Genomic DNA, 17,089 nt, shown 5'->3' with positions numbered 1-17,089 from the left:
CGGTGACACATCATCCGACCCACGAGGGGTTCGACCCGACCGCCCACGGCTTCGACCCCGCACGTCCCGATTCCGACCTCGCCGCCTCGTTCGGGCTGGCCGCCGACGTCTACGAGAGGGGGCGCCCGTCGTATCCCCTCGAAGCCGTCGACTGGCTGCTGCCCGAGGGCGCCTGTCACGTGGTCGACCTGGGCGCCGGTACGGGCAAGCTCACCCGCCTGCTGCTCGACCGCGCTCCGTCGGTCACGGCCGTCGAACCCTCGCCCGGCATGCGCACCACCCTCGAGCAGGTCGTCCCCGGGGCGACGTCGGTCGCGGGGTCCGCCGAGAGCATCCCCCTCGGCGACGACTCGGTCGACGCCGTCCTCGTCGCGCAGGCGTGGCACTGGGTCGACCCCGACCGCGCCGTACCCGAGATCGCCCGCGTGCTGCGGCCCGGCGGCACCCTCGGCCTGATCTGGAACATCCGCGACGAGTCGGCGCCGTGGGTGGCCGAGCTCAGCCGGGTGATGCATCAGCCGCGCGAGCGCGACATGGGGTCGGACGCACCCGTCGTGGGTGCGCCGTTCGGCGTCGTCGAGCGACACGACGTCGCGTGGACGCACGAGCTGGGGCGGGACGAGTTCCTCGCGATGATCGCGTCGCGCAGCTACGTCATCACGCTCACGCCCGACGACCGCGCGGCGCTGCTGGGCGACGTCGAGCGGCTGCTCGACACGCACCCGGACACCCGCGGGGTCGACCTGATCCGTCTGCCCTACGTCGCGCGCTGCTCGCGAGTCGTCCTGCCCGGCTAGGTCGCGCCTCCTCGGTTCCTCCCCCGGGCCGCGGGCCCGCCTCGTCGTCCCCGGACGCGGGCGGGCCTGCAGGGCTCCGGCAGCACGCACGAATAGGGTCGGGGTCATGGATCAGGAGGCGCGGCTCGTCACGGTCGACCACGCCTGGTCGGGCCGGTGGTCCGGTCGCAGCGTGTTGCGGCTCGACTCCCACGGCGTCGTCTTCGCCGGGCCGGCCGACGCGCACGACGCCGACACCCCGGCCGGGGCCGGACTGCCGCACGTACCGGGCACCGTGCTCGCGCCCTTCACCGACTCGCACGTCCACCTCGGGCTGATCGACGCGGCACGCCTGCCGGTCGGCGGTATCTCGCGCGTCGTCGACCTCGGCTGGGACCCCGCGGTGGCCCGCGGTTGGCTCGGTCGGTCGGGCCGTGACGGGTGGCCGGAGGTATCCGTCGCCGGCGGCCTGATCACGGCGCCGGGCGGCTACCCGAGCCGGTCGGGCTGGGCGCCGCCCCGCGCCTCCCTCGCGGTCGGCGGCCTGCGCGCCTCGACCCGGCTGCGCCGAGCGGCCCGGCTCGTCGAACAGCAGCACGCCCTCGGCGCATCGGTCGTCAAGGTCACCCTGAACACCGACGCCGGGCCCGTGCTCGACGACGCGACGTTGCGGGCCGTGGTCGACGCGGCACACGGGCTCGACCTGCCCGTCGTCGCGCACGCCCAGGGGGTCGGCCAGGCCGCGCGCGCGGCCGACGCCGGTGTCGACCGGTTCGCGCACACCCCCTTCAGCGAACGGCTCGACGACGACCTGATCGCCCGGCTGGCCGCGTCGACGACGTGGGTGAGCACGCTCGACATCCACGGGCGCGGTGGAGCTCAGGGGGTCGCGAAGCGACCCGCGACCCCAGCGCCGAGGGAGCCTGCGACCGAGGGCCAAGGTCGGTCCGCATTCCTGACGGCCGTCGACAACCTCTCGCGGTTCCGTGCCGCCGGTGGCCGGGTGCTCTACGGCACCGACCTCGGCAACGGCGACCTACCGCTCGGGGTGAACGAGCGCGAGCTGCGCGCGCTGGGTCGGGCCGGCCTCGGGCTGGCGGGGCTGCTCGACGCCCTCGCGCCCGACGTCGCCGAGCCGGCCGACGGTGCGCGGCTGCCCTTCACCCGCGTGACCTGGATCGCGGACGCGCCCCGCGCCTCCGCGTCCTCCGACGAACGGGCGGCCTGGCTCGCCCGCGCGACAGCACTGACCGCCGACGAGCTGCTCGCCGTCGCCCTCGAGGAGAAGACCAGATGACCGATCCGCTCGCCTACCCCGTCGACGCCACCGACCCCGACGAGCAGGCCTCGGCGCATCCCGCCGGGCCGCTCGACGCCGCCGACCCGCTGGCGTCGTTCGTCGACCGGTTCGTGCCGGCCGTCGACGTGGTCTCGTACCTCGACGGCAACTCCCTCGGGCGGCCCGTGGGCGCCACGCTGTCGCGACTGTCCGAGTTCGTCGAGGGCGCGTGGGGCACGCGCCTGATCCGCTCGTGGGACGAGAGCTGGATGTCCCTGCCGACCGAGCTCGGCGACCGCATCGCCGCGGCCTGCCTCGGGGCCGCCCCGGGTCAGACGGTCGTCGCCGACTCGACCACCGTGCTGCTCTACAAGGCGATCCGGGCGGCGTTGCGCGCCCGCCCGGACCGCCACGAGATCGTCATCGACGACGACCAGTTCCCGACCGACCGCTTCGTCGTCGAGGGCATCGCGCGCGAGCACGGGGCCACCATCCGCTGGATCACCGTCGACAAGGCCACCGGCGTGACCGTGTCGCAGGTGCGCGACGTCGTGGGGCCCGACACGGCGCTGCTGCTGGTGAACCACGTGTCCTACCGATCGGGGTGGCTGGTCGACCTGCCCGCGATCACGGCGCTCGTGCACGAGGCCGGCGGTCTCGTGCTGGCCGACCTCTGCCACAGTGTCGGCGTCGTGCCGATGCGGCTCGACGAGTGGGGCGTCGACCTCGCCGTCGGCTGCACGTACAAGTACCTCAACGGCGGCCCGGGCGCTCCCGCCTTCGTCTACGTCCGCGCCTCTCTGCTGCCCGAGCTCGACCAGCCGATCCAGGGCTGGATGGGCGCGGCCGACGTGTTCGCGATGGCCGACGGGTACCAGCCGGCGTCAGGCATCCGGCGGTTCATCAGCGGGACTCCCCCGGTGCTCGGCATGCTCGCGATGCACGACATGCTCGACCTGATCGACGAGGCCGGCATCGACGCGATCCGGTCGAAGTCGCTCGCCCTGACCGACTACGCCTTCGATCTCGTCGACGCCTGGCTCGTCCCGCTCGGCGTGACCGTCGCGACGCCGCGGCTCGCGGCGGAACGCGGCAGCCACGTCACGATCACGCACGAGTCGTTCCGCGCGATCGTCGCCCGGCTCTGGGACGCCGGTGTCGTGCCCGACTTCCGCAACCCGGACGCCCTACGCATCGGGCTGTCGCCGCTCAGCACCTCGTTCGCCGAGGTGCGCGTCGGCATCGCCGCGATCCGGGCGGCGCTGCTCGACGGCTGAGTACGCACCCCCGACCCGACCCGAGAGGCCCCATGCCCCACGACACAGCTCCCTCCAGTACCCGTTTCGTCGTCGGCCCGAAGGACTTCGAACTCGACGGACGCCCGCACCGCGTGATCGCCGGCGCGCTGCACTACTTCCGGGTGCACCCCGACCAGTGGGCCGACCGCATCCACAAGGCCCGGCTGATGGGCCTCAACACCATCGAGACCTACGTCGCCTGGAACGCCCATTCGCCCCGTCGCGGCACCTTCGACACGGGCGCCGGGCTCGACCTCGGCCGCTTCCTCGACCTGGTGGCCGCCGAGGGCATGCACGCGATCGTCCGCCCGGGCCCCTACATCTGCGCCGAGTGGGACGGCGGAGGACTACCCGGGTGGCTGTTCGACGACCCGGCCGTGGGCGTGCGACGCAGCGAGCCACGGTACCTCACGGCGGTCGACGAGTTCCTCCGCACCGTCTACGAGATCGTGGTCCCCCGGCAGATCGATCACGGCGGGCCCGTCGTGATCGTGCAGATCGAGAACGAGTACGGCGCATACGGTGACGACGCCGGGTACCTGAGGCACCTCGTCGACCTGACCCGCGCCTCCGGAGTGATCGTGCCGTTGACCACGGTCGACCAGCCGACCGACGAGATGCTCGCGCGGGGCAGCCTGCCCGAGCTGCACAGGACGGGCAGCTTCGGCTCGCGGGCCACCGAACGACTGACGACCCTGCGACGGCACCAACCGACCGGGCCGCTCATGTGCTCGGAGTTCTGGGACGGCTGGTTCGACCACTGGGGTGAGCACCACCACACGACGCCGGTCGACGACGCCGCGCGCGAGCTCGACGAGCTGCTCGCGGCGGGGGCGTCGGTGAACGTCTACATGTTCCACGGCGGCACGAACTTCGGGTTCACGAACGGCGCCAACCACAAGGGCACCTACCACTCGCACGTCACCTCGTACGACTACGACGCCCCGCTCGACGAGGCCGGCTGGCCGACGGACAAGTTCTTCGCGTTCCGCGACGTCATCGCCCGGCACGCCCCGGTGCCCGACGAGGTGCCGGAGCGCCGCCGCCCCGCCCCGGTGTTGACGACCACGTTCGACCTGGCGGTCCCGCTCGAAGTCCTGCTCGGGTACGACCGCGATCGACTGCTCGGTCCGACCGACCCCGGGTGGGTCCGCACGGGCGGCGTCCCGAGCATGGACGAGCTCGGCACCTACCGCGGGTTCACGCTGCACCGGGTCGCGCTGCCCGCGGGTGCCGAAACCCGCGTCCTGTCGTTCGGCGGCGTGCGCGACCGGGCGATCGTGTCGGTGGACGGCCGCCGGGTGGGTGTCCTGCAGCGCGACCAGCACGAGCGGTCGATCACGGTGCCACCGGGTCACGTGCTCGAGGTGCTCGTCGAAGATCTGGGTCGCGTGAACTACGGCAGCCACATCGGCGAAGCGAAGGGCCTGATCGGCCCGGCGCTGCTCGACGGCCTCGAGCTGACCGGGTGGGAGTCGAGCGTGCTCGGGCCGGACGACCTGCTGGCGCTCGTGGGTCACCTCTCGTCGCTCGCGACCCCCGACGAGGACGCCTGGTCGGGACACGGTGGGGCGCCCATGCCCCCGACCGTCTCGTCGCTCGACGGGCCGGTGTTCGCCCACGCGACGGTGACGCTCGACGCACCGGCCGACCTGTACCTCGACACGCGCTCGTGGGGCAAGGGCGTCGCCTTCGTGAACGGCTTCGCCCTCGGCCGTTACTGGACGCGCGGCCCGCAGCACACGCTCTACGTGCCCGGTGAGCAGCTTCGCGCGGGCGACAACGACCTCGTGGTGTTCGAGACGGGCGCGGCCGGTGCGCCCGTGGTGTCGTTCGTGGCCGAACCCGACCTGGGGCACCTCGAGGAGTAGCCCCGCGCGCGGGCTCGTCTTGTCTGGCTACTACCCCCGAACCAACGCCACACCCGCAGCACCAGGGGTGTAGCGCTTGTTCGGGGGTGTTCCGGCTTCCCCGTTCCACCCTTACAGCACTGGTCGTCACAAAGAAGGAGCGGTGCTGGCTCGCACCAGCACCGCTCGTCCGTGACCGATCCGACCCTGCGGCCGGGGCGCACTTACTTCTTCTTGCCTGACCGGTCGACCAGCGGACTGGCTAGAAGTCCCAGTCCTCGTCTTCGGTGTTGACGGCCTTGCCGATGACGTACGACGAGCCCGACCCCGAGAAGAAGTCGTGGTTCTCGTCGGCGTTCGGCGAGAGGGCCGAGAGGATCGCCGGGTTCACGTCGGTCGCCTCTTTGGGGAACATCGGCTCGTAGCCGAGGTTCATCAGTGCCTTGTTGGCGTTGTAGTGCAAGAACTTCTTGACGTCCTCGCTGAGGCCCACGCCGTCGTAGAGGTCTTGCGTGTACTGGATCTCGTTCTCGTACAGCTCGAAGAGCAGATTGAACGTGTAGTCCTTGATCTCTTGCTTGCGCTCGTCCGAGGCGCCCTCGAGACCCTTCTGGAACTTGTAGCCGATGTAGTACCCGTGCACGGCCTCGTCGCGGATGATGAGGCGGATCAGGTCGGCCGTGTTGGTCAGCTTGGCGCGCGAGGACCAGTACATCGGCAGATAGAAGCCGCTGTAGAACAGGAACGACTCGAGCAGCGTCGAGGCGACCTTGCGCTTCAGCGGGTCGTCGCCCGTGTAGTAGTCGAGGACGATCTGGGCCTTCTTCTGCAGGTTGACGTTCTCGGTCGACCAGCGGAAGGCGTCGTCGATCTCGGGCGTCGACGCGAGGGTCGAGAAGATCGACGAGTAGCTCTTGGCGTGCACCGACTCCATGAACGCGATGTTCGTGTAGACGGCTTCTTCGTGCGGGGTGATCGCGTCGGGGATCAGGCTGATCGCGCCGACGGTGCCCTGGATCGTGTCGAGCAACGTCAAGCCGGTGAAGACCCGCATGGTCATCTGCTGCTCTTCGGGCGTGAGGGTGTTCCACGACTGGACGTCGTTCGACAGCGGGATCTTCTCGGGCAGCCAGAAGTTGTTGACCAGTCGGTTCCAGACCTCGACGTCTTTGTCGTCGTGGATGCGGTTCCAGTTGATCGCGCTGACCGACGTGATCAGCGGGACCGACTTGCCGGTGGCGTGGACCGGATCGGTGAGGGTCATGACGTGCCTTTCAGAAGGGAAGAGTGTGAATTCAGGAGGCGCGGGCCGGGTCTCGAGGCCGGCCCGCGCCGGGTGGCCACAGGGCCTAGAGCATGCAGCTGACGCAGCCGTCGACCTCGGTGCCCTCGAGCGCCAGCTGGCGGAGACGGATGTAGTAGATCGTCTTGATGCCCTTGCGCCATGCGTAGATCTGCGCCTTGTTGATGTCGCGGGTGCTCGCCGTGTCTTTGAAGAAGAGCGTGAGCGACAGACCCTGGTCGACGTGCTGCGTCGCCGCGGCGTAGGTGTCGATGATCTTCTCTGGCCCGATCTCGTACGCGTCGGTGTAGTACTCGAGGTTGTCGTTCGTCATGAACGGCGCCGGGTAGTAGACGCGGCCGAGCTTGCCCTCCTTGCGGATCTCGATCTTCGACGCGATCGGGTGGATCGACGACGTCGAGTGGTTGATGTACGAGATCGAGCCGGTCGGCGGGACGGCCTGCAGGTTCTGGTTGTAGATGCCGTGCTGCATGATGCTGGCCTTGAGCGCACGCCAGTCGTCCTGCGTGGGGATGGCGACGCCCGCGTCGGCGAACAGTGCGGCCGCCCGCTCGGTCTCGGGCTTCCACTCGGTCTCGGTGTACTTGTCGAAGAAGGTGCCCGACGCGTATGTGGAGTCCTCGAAGCCGCCGAAGGTGACGCCCCGCTCGATCGCGATGGTGTTCGAGGCACGCAGGGCGTGGAACAGCACCGTGTAGAAGTAGATGTTCGTGAAGTCGATCGCCTCGGGCGTGCCGTAGTGCACACGCTCGCGGGCCAGGTAGCCGTGCAGGTTCATCTGGCCGAGGCCGATGGCGTGCGACTGGTCGTTGCCGACCTCGATCGAGCGCACCGAGGTGATGTGGCTCATGTCGCTGACCGCGCTGAGACCGCGGATCGCGGTCTCGACGGTCTTGCCGAGGTCGGGGGCGTCCATCGAGAGGGCGATGTTCATCGAGCCGAGGTTGCAGCTGATGTCTTTGCCGATCTCGTTGTACGAGAGGTCTTCGTTGAACGTGGTGGGCGTGTTGACCTGCAGGATCTCGGAGCACAGGTTCGACATGTTGATGCGGCCCTTGATCGGGTTCGCCTTGTTGACCGTGTCTTCGAACACGATGTAGGGGTAGCCCGATTCGAACTGGATCTCGGCGATCGTCTGGAAGAAGTCGCGAGCCTTGATCTTGGTCTTCTTGATGCGCGAGTCGGCGACCATCTCGCGGTACTTCTCGCTGATCGCGACGTCGCCGAAGGGGACGCCGTAGACCTTCTCGACGTCGTACGGCGAGAAGAGGTACATGTCTTCGTTGTTCTTGGCGAGCTCGAACGTGATGTCGGGCACGACGACGCCGAGCGACAGCGTCTTGATGCGGATCTTCTCGTCGGCGTTCTCGCGCTTGGTGTCGAGGAACCGCATGATGTCGGGGTGGTGCGCGCTGAGGTACACCGCCCCGGCACCCTGACGGGCACCGAGCTGGTTGGCGTAGCTGAAGCTGTCTTCGAGCAGCTTCATGACGGGGATGATGCCCGACGACTGGTTCTCGATCTGCTTGATCGGCGCGCCGGCCTCACGGATGTTCGAGAGGGACAGGGCGACGCCGCCGCCGCGCTTCGACAGCTGCAGCGACGAGTTGATGCCGCGCGAGATCGACTCCATGTTGTCTTCGATGCGCAGCAGGAAGCAGCTGACGAGTTCGCCGCGCTGGGCCTTCGCCGTGTTGAGGAAGGTCGGCGTGGCCGGCTGGAAGCGGCCCGCGATGATCTCTTCGACCAGGTCGACGGCGAGCTTCTCGTCGCCCCGGGCGAGGCCGAGGGCGGTCATGACGACGCGGTCTTCGAAGCGCTCGAGGTAGCGCTTGCCGTCGAACGTCTTGAGCGTGTACGAGGTGTAGTACTTGAACGCGCCGAGGAAGGTCTGGAAGCGGAACTTCTTCGAGTAGGCGAGGTCGTTCAGCTTCTCGATGAAGGCGAAGTCGTACCGCTCGATGGTCGCGGCCTCGTAGTACTCGTTCTCGACGAGGTAGTCGAGACGCTCGCGCAGGTTGTGGAAGAAGACCGTGTTCTGGTTGACGTGCTGCAGGAAGTACTGCTTGGCCGCCTCGCGGTCCTTCTCGAACTGGATCTCGCCGGACGGGCCGTAGAGGTTGAGCATCGCGTTCAGGGAGTGGTAGTCCATCCCCGAGCTGAGACCCTGTCCCGGTGCGGCGATCACTTCGAGGTCATCGACTGCTGCGTCCAAAATTCTTCCAATCCTGTGTGTACGGCTTGTACGTCGTCTGGTGTTCCGAAGACTTCGAAACGGTAGAGAAGGGGAACGTCGCACTTGGCCGCGACGATGTCGCCGGCCAAGCAGTAGCCCTCTCCGAAGTTGGTGTTGCCCGCCGCGATCACGCCTCGGATGAGGCGTCGGTTGCCCTCGTCGTTGAGGAACCGGATGACCTGCTTCGGGACGGCGCCTCGGCCCTCGCCGCCGCCGTAGGTCGGCAGGACGAGGACGTAGGGGTCACGGACGTGGAGCGGTGGCTCGGACGGGAACAGCGGGATGCGCCGAGCCGGCAGACCGAGCTTCGTGACGAAGCGGTCGGTATTGCCCGAGACGCTCGAGAAGTAGACGAGTTCATTCGTCACGACGAGACCTCGCCTTCGACGTGGTGGTGGGCCGGACCCCGGGCACGGCCCAAGTGGTCGATCGCAAGCGGTCGGGCGCGGGGCGCCCGGTCGACTAGTCGACCTTGGCGGCCAGCGCGGCGATCTTGTCGGGGCGGAAGCCGCTCCAGTGGTCGTCGTCGGCGATGACGACGGGGGCCTGCATGTAGCCGAGGGCGCGGACCTTCTCGAGGGCCGCGTCGTCGGCGGTCACGTCGAGCACGTCGTACTCGATGCCCTTGTTGTCGAGTGCCCGGTAGGTGGCCGTGCACTGGACGCAGGACGGCTTGGTGTAGACGGTGATGGCCATGGGATCCCCTGTGTTCTGGCCGGCCCCTGAGGCCGGATCGGTGGTTCGTGAGCCTGCGGGGCGTAGTGCCCGTGGCGACTCCTCGATACTACATCTTGTGGCCGACACCGGGGGGCACAACTAGATGCGGTGTTACACGCCTGTAATTATCCACAGGCCCATGCACAGGTTGTGAACAGATCGGGGCCGGTTCTCCCCCGTTTATGGCGGGGTTGTGCACATCCTTCTCCCCACCCCCGACATTCCACGCCCCTGTACCCAATTCGGGCCCCCGGCGTGTCGCGGGGGTCGGTCGCGCTCGTAGACTTGACCCCTCGTGAGCACCTATTCGACCCTGCTGAAGACGCCTGGCGTCTCGCGCATCATCGCGGCCCAGCTGACCGCGCGCTTTCCGTTCGGCATGCTGTCGCTCGCGTTCCTGCTGCACGTCGAGCACGTCCACCACTCGTACGCCGCGGCCGGCCTGGTGCTCGCCGCGACGAGCATCGGCCAGGCGATCTCGGGCCCGCTCACCAGCCGCTGGATGGGCCGCTGGGCGATGCGCCCGGTGCTCACCTTGACCCTGGTGGTCTGCCTGATCACGATGGTCACCTTCACCCTGTACGACTTCTCGGTGCCGGTGTTCATGGCCCTCGGCTTCGTCACGGGCCTCAGCGTGCCCCCGGTGCAGCCGGCCGTGCGCACCATCTACCCCAAGATGGTGACCTCGAACCAGCTCACTCCCCTCTTCTCGCTCGACGCGTCCGCACAAGAGATCATCTGGGTGGCCGGTCCGGTCATCACGACCTTCGTCGGCACACAGGTCGGCACGAGAGAGGCGATCTGGCTCGCCGCGGCGTTCCTCGTCGGCGGCGGCATCTGGTTCATCGCGTCGCCCGAGGTCGGGCGCGTCCGCATCCCCCGCAGCAAGCGGGCCTTCGGCAAGGTGCTCGCCCGGCCGACGGTGTTGCTCGCGACCGTGGCCGGGTTCCTGCTCATCGGTGCCTGCGCCGCGGTCGAGGCGGGCGTCGTGGCGCTCTTCGGCGAGGGCAGCGCCGATTCGGGCATCGCCCTGGCGATCTTCGCCGCGGGGTCGCTGGTCGGCGGCCTCGCCCTCGGTCACGTCCCCGTCGGCCCCTGGGCCCTCGCTCGCCGCATCGCGATCGTCTTCGTGGGCATGACCCTCGCGGTCTTCGCGACGGGTCTCTGGCCCATCAGCATCACGCTGCTGATCGCCGGCGTCGGCATCGCTCCCGCCCTCGCCGTCATGTTCGCGGTCGTCTCGTCGAGCGTGAAGTTCAGCGACACGGCCGAGGCCTACGGCTGGGCCGGAACCGGCCAGCTGATCGGCTCGGCCCTGGGCTCGGCGATCGCCGGCTTCGCGATCGACCACATCGGCGGCCAGGGCGGCCTCGTCGTGGCCGCCTGCTTCGCCTTCGTCGGCATGATCGTGGGCGCCGTCTTCCACAAGGGCTTGCCCGACCTGCGCGGTCGCGACGCGAGCCCCCTGCCCGACACCGAACCGGTACCGGTCCAGACCAGCTGACCCGCGCCTCCGCGTCGGACGGCCGGCCGGCCGGCCAGGCACGCGCCGTTCAGCCGACCGTCACCCGGGCCGTGCGACACGTGTCGGTCTGCCGCTGGCAGAGTGGGGGCATGCCCTCCATCGACGTGCCCCAGATCACCCTCAACGACGGCCGCACGATCCCGCAACTCGGCCTCGGCGTCTACAAGGTCGCCGACGACGAGGCCGAACGCGTCGTCGAGACCGCCCTCGCCGAGGGCTACCGCCACCTCGACACGGCCGAGTTCTACGCCAACGAACGGGGCGTCGGCCGCGCCCTGCGCACCTCGGGCGTGCCCCGGGACGAGGTGTTCCTCACGACCAAGGTCTGGAACACCGCGCAGGGCTACGACGAGACGCTCCGCTCGTTCGACGAGAGCCTGACGAAGCTCGGTACCGACCATGTCGACCTCTACCTGATCCACTGGCCTGCCCCGAAGCAGGACAAGTACGTCGAGACCTACCGGGCCCTCGAGACGATCCGGGCCGAGGGCCGCGCTCTCTCGATCGGCGTGAGCAACTTCCAGGTGGCGCACCTCGAGCGCCTGATGGCCGAGACCGACGTCGTGCCGGCGATCAACCAGGTCGAGGCCCACCCGTGGTTGCAGCAGCACGAGCTGCGCGCCTTCGACGCCGCGCACGGCATCGTGACCGAGGCCTGGTCGCCGCTGGCCCGAGGGCGCATCCTGGACAACGCGGCGCTGGTGCGCATCGGTGCGAAACACGGGGTCACCCCGGCCCAGGTGACGATCCGCTGGCACCTGCAGCAGGGCCTCGTCGTGATCCCGAAGTCGGTCACGCCGTCGCGCATCCGGGCCAACCTCGACGTCTTCGGCTTCGAGCTCGACCCCGGCGACCTCGCCGCCATCGCGGGCATCGAGACCGGCGAGCGCACCGGCTCGCACCCCGACCACAACGGCTGACCCGGTCGGGTGCGGCCCCGACGCGCGGGGATGCGACACCCGGGACGCGATGCCCCCGCAGGAGGCGCGGGTCCGGTCGGGCGCGCCCGGCACGTTACCGTGGACCGGCACCCCGTCGACGCAAGGAGCACCCCGCATGACCATCACCGCCGCAGCAGACGGATCGGCCCTCGGCAACCCCGGCCCGGCCGGATGGGCCTGGTACGTCGACGACGAGCGGTGGGCGGCCGGTGGCTGGCCACGCGCCACGAACAACCAGGGCGAGTTGACGGCCGTGCTCGAGCTGCTGCGCGCCACGGCCGGCACCGACGACGACCTGCACATCCTGTGCGACAGCCAGTACACGATCAAGGCCTGCACCGAGTGGATGCCCGGCTGGAAGCGCAAGGGGTGGCGGAAGGCCGACGGCAAGCCCGTGCTCAACGTCGAGATCCTGAAAGAGCTCGACGCCGCGTTGGCCGGGCGGAAGGTGCGCTTCGAGTGGGTCCGGGGTCACGTCGGCCACGAGATGAACGAGGCGGCGGACGTGCGGGCCCGGGGCGCGGCCACGGCGTTCCAGAACCGCACCGAGGTGCCGTCCGGGCCCGGGTGGCCCGGGGCACCGGTCGCGACGACCGACCCGATCACGGCGCAGGCGACCCCGCCCGCGCCTCCTGCGACGCTGTTCTGATCCCGCAGCGACCGCACGGCACCGCGTGTCGTGCACCGCACCTGATCTAGACGCGGTGCCGTGCACGACACGCGGTGCCGCGCCGTGCCGCGCCGCGCCGCGCCGCGCCGCGCCGCGCCGTGCCGCTACATCGAGGGGTGCGTGCTCGACAGGCCGCCGTCGACGACGAACTGCGCGCCGGTCGAGAAGGCCGAGTCGTCGCTCGCGAGGTGCAGGGCGAGCCCGGCGACCTCGTCGGGCTTGGCCAAGCGGCCCCGCGGGCTCATCGCCCGGAAGGCCTCGAGCACCTGCGGCTGGGCCTCGACCTGGCGGCGGAACAGCGCGGTGTCGGTCGGACCGGGGTGCAGCGAGTTGATGCGGATGTTCCAGCCCTCTTGGGCGGCGTGCGCAGCGCTCGACCGGGTCAGACCGACCAGGGCGTGCTTGCTCGCGGTGTACGCCGCGTCGTCACCGAAGCCGAGGAACGACGTCGCCGGGGCCAGGTTGATGATCGATCCGCCCTCGCCGTCGGGATTCGCGCGCATCTGCTCGATGGCGAAGCGCGTGCCGAGCATGACGCCCGTGACGTTGACGGCGAAGACGCGGTTCCAGCTCTCGAGCTGGGTGACGTCGATCGACTGGCCCGAGACGATGCCGGCGTTGTTGACGAGCACGTCGAGTCGCCCGTAGTGGTCGGCGATGCGGTCCATGACGCGCTTCCAGTCGCCGCCGTTGGCGACGTCGTGCTGCACGAACTCGGCCCCCGTCTCGGCCGCGACGGCCGACCCGTCGACGATGTCGGTCGCGACGACCCGGGCACCCTCGTCGGCGAACCGGCGGACGATCGCCTCGCCGATGCCCGAGGCGGCCCCGGTGACGATGGCGACTTTGCCGGACAGACGAGACATGGCGACCTCTTCGTGGTGGAACGCGGGCGGAGCTGGTCGGCTGCCGGGGTGTGGCACGACCCTACGAGATTACCCCTCGAGGGGTGACGGCCGGCTCCGCTCGGAGGCCGGGCCCACGGCCGTCACGGTCACGACGGCCTCGCCGCGCTCGTCACTCGAGGCCAGGTCGACGACGGCGGAGATGCCGAAGTCGTGGTCGCCCTCGGGGTCGGCCAGGATCTGCCGCACACGCCACACCGTGGGCAGGTGCTCGACCTGCAGCATCTGCGGCCCCCGGGCCTCGGCGTCGGTGCCGATCGAGTCGTACTCGTCGTAGTAGCGGTCGAGCGCCTCGCCCCACCGGTCGGCGTCCCAGCCCGAGCCCGCGTCGAGGGCGCCGAGCGCGTCGGCGTCGTCACGGGCCGCCAGCTCGACGCGACGGAACAGCTCGTTGCGCACCATGATGCGGAAGGCCCGCGCGTTGGCGGTGAGGTTGCGCAGCGTCGGCGGCACGATCTCGTCGTGGGCCTCGACCTCGCGCGGGTTGACCATCTCCTCCCACTCGTCGAGCAGGCTCGAGTCGACCTGCCGGACGAGCTCGCCGAGCCACTCGATCACGTCCACCAGCTCGTCGGTCTTCGCCTCGTCGGGTACGGTCTGCCGCAGGGCACGGAAGGCGTCCGACAGGTAGCGCAGCACGAGTCCCTCGGACCGCGCCAACCCGTAGAAGTTCACGAAGTCGCCGAACGTCATCGCACGTTCGTAGAGGTCGCGCACGACCGACTTGGGGCTGAGCGCGAAGTCGCCGATCCAGGGTTGCGACGCCGCGTAGGTCTCGAACAGGGCGGTGAGCAGCTCGTCGAGCGGCTTGGGCCAGGTGACCTCCTCGAGCAGCTCCATGCGCTGGTCGTACTCGATGCCCTCGGACTTCATCGCGGCGACCGCCTCGCCGCGGGCCTTGAACTGCTGCTGCGACAGGATCGGCCGGGGGTCGTCGAGGGTCGCCTCGACCACCGAGACCATGTCGAGCGCGTAGGTGGGCGACTCGACGTCGAGCACGTCGAAGGTCGCCAGGGCGAAGGGCGACAGCGGCTGGTTGAGGGCGAAGTTCGCCTGCAGGTCGACCGTCAGACGGATCGTCGGGGCGCCGCCGTCGGGTGAGGGCTCTTGCACGACGACCTCGGCGGTGCGCAGCGTGCGGTAGATCGAGACGGCCTGCCGGGCCATGGCGTACTGCTTGGCGAGCGGCTCGTGGTTGTCGAAGACCAACGAGCGCACGTTCGCGAAGACGTCGCCGCCCCGACCGATGACGTTAAGCAGCATCGCGTGGGTCACCTGCATGTGCGAGGTGAGAGCCTCGGGCTCGGCCGCGATCAGCTTGGTGAAGCTGGGCTCGCCCCACGACACGAACCCGTCGGGCGCCTTCTTGCGGACGATCTTGCGCTTCTTCTTCGGGTCGTCACCGGCCCGCTCGATCTGCTTGAGGTTGTCGATCTCGTGCTCGGGGGCCTGCAGCGTGACCGTACCCGAGGTGTCGTAGCCCGCGCGGCCGGCCCGCCCGGCGATCTGGTGGAACTCGCGCGCGCTCAGCTGACGCATGCGGGTGCCGTCGAACTTGGTCAGTGCCGTGAGCAGCACCGTGCGGATCGGGACGTTGATGCCGACGCCGAGCGTGTCGGTGCCGCAGATGACCCGCAGTAACCCCCGCTGCGCGAGTTGTTCGACGAGGCGTCGGTACTTGGGCAGCATGCCCGCGTGGTGCACGCCGATGCCGGAACGCACGAGGCGGTTGAGCGTCTTGCCGAAACCGGTGCTGAACCGGAAGCCACCGATCAGCTCGGCGATCTCGTCGCGTTGCTCCCGGCTGGCGACCTTGATGCTCGAGAGCGCCTGCGCCCGCTCGAGGGCCGCGGCCTGCGAGAAGTGCACGACGTAGACGGGAGCCTCACCGGTCGCGAGCAGCTCTTCGACCGTCTCTTGCACGGGTGTCTGCGCGTAGAAGTAGTGCAGCGGCACGGGACGCTCGACGCCGGTGACCCGTGCGACGGGCCGACCCGTGCGCCGTGCGAGATCGTCGGTGATGCGCGTGACGTCGCCGAGGGTCGCCGACATGAGCAGGAACTGCGCCCGCGGGAGCAACAGCAACGGCACCTGCCAGGCCCAACCGCGCGACTGGTCGCCGTAGAAGTGGAACTCGTCCATGACGACCTGGTCGACGTCCGCGTCGGCCCCGTGCCGCAAGGCCAGGTTCGCGAGGATCTCGGCGGTGCAGCAGATGATGGGCGCGTCGGCGTTCACCGACGAGTCGCCGGTCACCATGCCGACGTTCTCGGGCCCGAAGAGCTCGACCAGGGCGAAGAACTTCTCGCTGACGAGAGCCTTGATCGGGGCCGTGTAGTACGACCGTCCCCCCTGGCTGAGGGCGACGAAGTGGGCACCGGCGGCGACGAGCGACTTGCCGGTGCCGGTCGGCGTGCTGAGGATCACCGACGCTCCGCCGACGAGCTCCATCATGGCTTCGTCCTGCGCCGGGTAGAGCGGCAGACCGCGCGACTCGGCCCACTCGGCGAAGGCCGTGTAGGCGGTGTCGGCGTCGTACGAGTCGGCCCCGGGCGTCGAGGGGAGCAGGGCGGCCAGGGGTGCGGCGGGGGCGGGCGACATGATGAGTCAACCCTGCACCATCGACCGGGTCGCGGGCGACGCCGGATGTCGGGTCGTCGGCCGCGGAGACGACATGGCGCCCCCGCGGCCGACCCCCTGCCTCGTACCCTGAACCTTCACGAGGTGAGAGGACCTCAAGTAAATCACGAGGAGGCGCGGCACGCGACCCCGGGGAGGCGCGGTGGACGACGGGGACGAGAAGAGGGCACGCCCCGGTCGACGAGCAGTGCTCGGACCAGGGCGTACCCACCGGGCCCACGGCCGTGGACCTCACGAAGTCGGATCAGGAGACCACGCTGGGTTCGACAGCCGCTTGTCGGGAACGGGCGCCCCGGTAACCAGCCGGTGAGCGCACTACACCGTACCTCGCCCAGCACCCGCCGTGGTGGGTGACTTGCAGGTGATTGGAAGAACGCGTAATCCGGATGAAACACCTGACGGCTAGCGTCGCGATGAACCACCTGGTTCACATCTCTCGACGGGAGCCCCATGACCCGCACCACATCGCTCGCCCCGGCCGGCCGCTCCGTGTTCGCCGCCTTCCCGAGCGGTGTCGCCGCCCTCGCCGCCTCGGGCGGCGACGGCCCCGACGGCATGGTCGTCTCGAGCTTCACGGTCGGGGCGTCGTTCGACCCGCCGATGGTGACCTTCGCCGCTCGGCAGGACTCGGCGACGTGGGCCCGCCTGCGTGAGGCGCCGAGCCTCGGGGTGTCGGTGCTCGCCGCCGGCCAGGGCCTGCTCTGCCGCCGGCTCTCGTCACGCGACCGCGCCTCCCGGTTCACCGACGTCGACCACGTCGTCACCGGCGACGGCGCCGTCCTGGTGTCGGGAGCCCCACTACGGCTCGAGTGCGTCGTCCACCGCGAGGTCCCCGCCGGCGACCACGTCGTCGTGATCTTGCAGGTGCTCGGAGCCGAGGTCGACGACACGACGGCACCGCTCGTGTATCACGGCGCGACCTTCCACTCGTTGCAGCCGATCGGCTGAC

General features: G+C 69.7%; 14 protein-coding genes. 8 read left to right on the top strand and 6 right to left on the bottom strand.

The features are described 5' to 3' along the window. Positions 1-2: 2 nt before the first annotated feature. From EDF50_RS08610 to EDF50_RS08595, 4 genes are all read left to right on the top strand, one after another. The gene (locus tag EDF50_RS08610) at positions 3-797 is read left to right on the top strand and encodes a class I SAM-dependent methyltransferase (RefSeq protein WP_199738688.1); all 795 of its coding nucleotides are present in this window, start codon (positions 3-5) and stop codon (positions 795-797) included. Between the two features lie 106 nt (positions 798-903). Continuing rightward, on the top strand, positions 904-2,073 hold the full coding sequence (locus tag EDF50_RS08605) for an amidohydrolase (RefSeq protein WP_123519148.1): 1,170 nt from the start codon (positions 904-906) through the stop codon (positions 2,071-2,073). Beyond that, on the top strand, positions 2,070-3,332 hold the full coding sequence (locus EDF50_RS08600) for a kynureninase (protein WP_123519147.1): 1,263 nt from the start codon (positions 2,070-2,072) through the stop codon (positions 3,330-3,332). Before EDF50_RS08605 ends, EDF50_RS08600 begins: the two co-directional genes overlap by 4 nt. A 32-nt stretch (positions 3,333-3,364) precedes the next feature. After that, the gene (locus EDF50_RS08595) at positions 3,365-5,224 is read left to right on the top strand and encodes a beta-galactosidase family protein (RefSeq protein ID WP_123519146.1); all 1,860 of its coding nucleotides are present in this window, start codon (positions 3,365-3,367) and stop codon (positions 5,222-5,224) included. A 241-nt stretch (positions 5,225-5,465) separates the two neighbouring features. On the opposite strand, the gene nrdF is transcribed toward EDF50_RS08595, so the two are convergent. From nrdF to nrdH, 4 genes are all read right to left on the bottom strand, one after another. Beyond that, positions 5,466-6,467: a class 1b ribonucleoside-diphosphate reductase subunit beta gene (gene nrdF / locus EDF50_RS08590; RefSeq protein WP_123519145.1), complete on the bottom strand. Its 1,002-nt coding sequence runs from the start codon at positions 6,465-6,467 to the stop codon at positions 5,466-5,468. Between the two features lie 85 nt (positions 6,468-6,552). Beyond that, entirely contained in the window at positions 6,553-8,658 is a 2,106-nt protein-coding gene (gene nrdE, locus EDF50_RS08585) for a class 1b ribonucleoside-diphosphate reductase subunit alpha (RefSeq protein WP_123519373.1), read from the bottom strand. Positions 8,659-8,690: 32 nt separating this feature from the next. Beyond that, positions 8,691-9,110, bottom strand: a complete 420-nt coding sequence (nrdI, locus tag EDF50_RS08580; protein WP_123519144.1) for a class Ib ribonucleoside-diphosphate reductase assembly flavoprotein NrdI — start codon at positions 9,108-9,110, stop codon at positions 8,691-8,693. Positions 9,111-9,204: 94 nt separating this feature from the next. Next, positions 9,205-9,438, bottom strand: a complete 234-nt coding sequence (nrdH, locus tag EDF50_RS08575) for a glutaredoxin-like protein NrdH (RefSeq protein WP_043596549.1) — start codon at positions 9,436-9,438, stop codon at positions 9,205-9,207. A 316-nt stretch (positions 9,439-9,754) separates the two neighbouring features. On the opposite strand from nrdH, the gene EDF50_RS08570 reads away from it, so the two are divergent. The 3 genes from EDF50_RS08570 to EDF50_RS08560 all read left to right on the top strand — a co-directional run bounded on the left by EDF50_RS08570 (position 9,755) and on the right by EDF50_RS08560 (position 12,574). Next, complete coding sequence (locus EDF50_RS08570; RefSeq protein ID WP_123519143.1) at positions 9,755-10,963, top strand: MFS transporter; 1,209 nt, start codon at positions 9,755-9,757, stop codon at positions 10,961-10,963. Positions 10,964-11,073: 110 nt separating this feature from the next. Continuing rightward, a complete protein-coding gene (locus EDF50_RS08565) occupies positions 11,074-11,904 on the top strand; it encodes an aldo/keto reductase (protein WP_123519142.1) in 831 nt (276 codons plus the stop codon). A gap of 136 nt (positions 11,905-12,040) precedes the next feature. Then, positions 12,041-12,574, top strand: a complete 534-nt coding sequence (locus tag EDF50_RS08560) for a ribonuclease H (RefSeq protein WP_123519141.1) — start codon at positions 12,041-12,043, stop codon at positions 12,572-12,574. Positions 12,575-12,699: 125 nt separating this feature from the next. Here EDF50_RS08560 and EDF50_RS08555 read toward each other — a convergent pair whose 3' ends face one another. Together EDF50_RS08555 and EDF50_RS08550 are read right to left on the bottom strand one after the other, a co-directional pair. Then, positions 12,700-13,461 (bottom strand): SDR family NAD(P)-dependent oxidoreductase, encoded by a 762-nt coding sequence (locus EDF50_RS08555; protein WP_123519140.1) that lies wholly within the window; start codon positions 13,459-13,461, stop codon positions 12,700-12,702. Between the two features lie 69 nt (positions 13,462-13,530). Then, a complete protein-coding gene (locus EDF50_RS08550; RefSeq protein WP_123519139.1) occupies positions 13,531-16,101 on the bottom strand; it encodes an RNA helicase in 2,571 nt (856 codons plus the stop codon). Between the two features lie 489 nt (positions 16,102-16,590). On the opposite strand from EDF50_RS08550, the gene EDF50_RS08545 reads away from it, so the two are divergent. Then, positions 16,591-17,088, top strand: coding sequence for a flavin reductase family protein (locus EDF50_RS08545; protein ID WP_123519138.1), 498 nt, complete (start codon positions 16,591-16,593; stop codon positions 17,086-17,088). Position 17,089: the final 1 nt, after the last annotated feature.

The sequence above is a fragment of the Frigoribacterium sp. PhB24 genome (assembly GCF_003755185.1).
Classification (GTDB): Bacteria; Actinomycetota; Actinomycetes; order Actinomycetales; family Microbacteriaceae; genus Frigoribacterium.
The sequence above is the reverse complement of the archived record's forward strand: the minus strand, read 5'-3'. Positions and strand labels throughout refer to the sequence as shown.

Bases quoted from the DNA above. Each gene is read 5' to 3' on its own strand.
- EDF50_RS08605 (WP_123519148.1), top strand. From the start codon at position 904: ATGGATCAGGAGGCGCGGCTCGTCACGGTCGACCACGCCTGGTCGGGC.
- EDF50_RS08600 (WP_123519147.1), top strand. From the start codon at position 2,070: ATGACCGATCCGCTCGCCTACCCCGTCGACGCCACCGACCCCGACGAG.
- EDF50_RS08595 (WP_123519146.1), top strand. From the start codon at position 3,365: ATGCCCCACGACACAGCTCCCTCCAGTACCCGTTTCGTCGTCGGCCCG.
- nrdF (WP_123519145.1), bottom strand. From the start codon at position 6,467: ATGACCCTCACCGATCCGGTCCACGCCACCGGCAAGTCGGTCCCGCTG.
- nrdE (WP_123519373.1), bottom strand. From the start codon at position 8,658: ATGGACTACCACTCCCTGAACGCGATGCTCAACCTCTACGGCCCGTCC.
- nrdH (WP_043596549.1), bottom strand. From the start codon at position 9,438: ATGGCCATCACCGTCTACACCAAGCCGTCCTGCGTCCAGTGCACGGCC.
- EDF50_RS08565 (WP_123519142.1), top strand. From the start codon at position 11,074: ATGCCCTCCATCGACGTGCCCCAGATCACCCTCAACGACGGCCGCACG.
- EDF50_RS08560 (WP_123519141.1), top strand. From the start codon at position 12,041: ATGACCATCACCGCCGCAGCAGACGGATCGGCCCTCGGCAACCCCGGC.
- EDF50_RS08555 (WP_123519140.1), bottom strand. From the start codon at position 13,461: ATGTCTCGTCTGTCCGGCAAAGTCGCCATCGTCACCGGGGCCGCCTCG.
- EDF50_RS08550 (WP_123519139.1), bottom strand. From the start codon at position 16,101: ATGTCGCCCGCCCCCGCCGCACCCCTGGCCGCCCTGCTCCCCTCGACG.
- EDF50_RS08545 (WP_123519138.1), top strand. From the start codon at position 16,591: ATGACCCGCACCACATCGCTCGCCCCGGCCGGCCGCTCCGTGTTCGCC.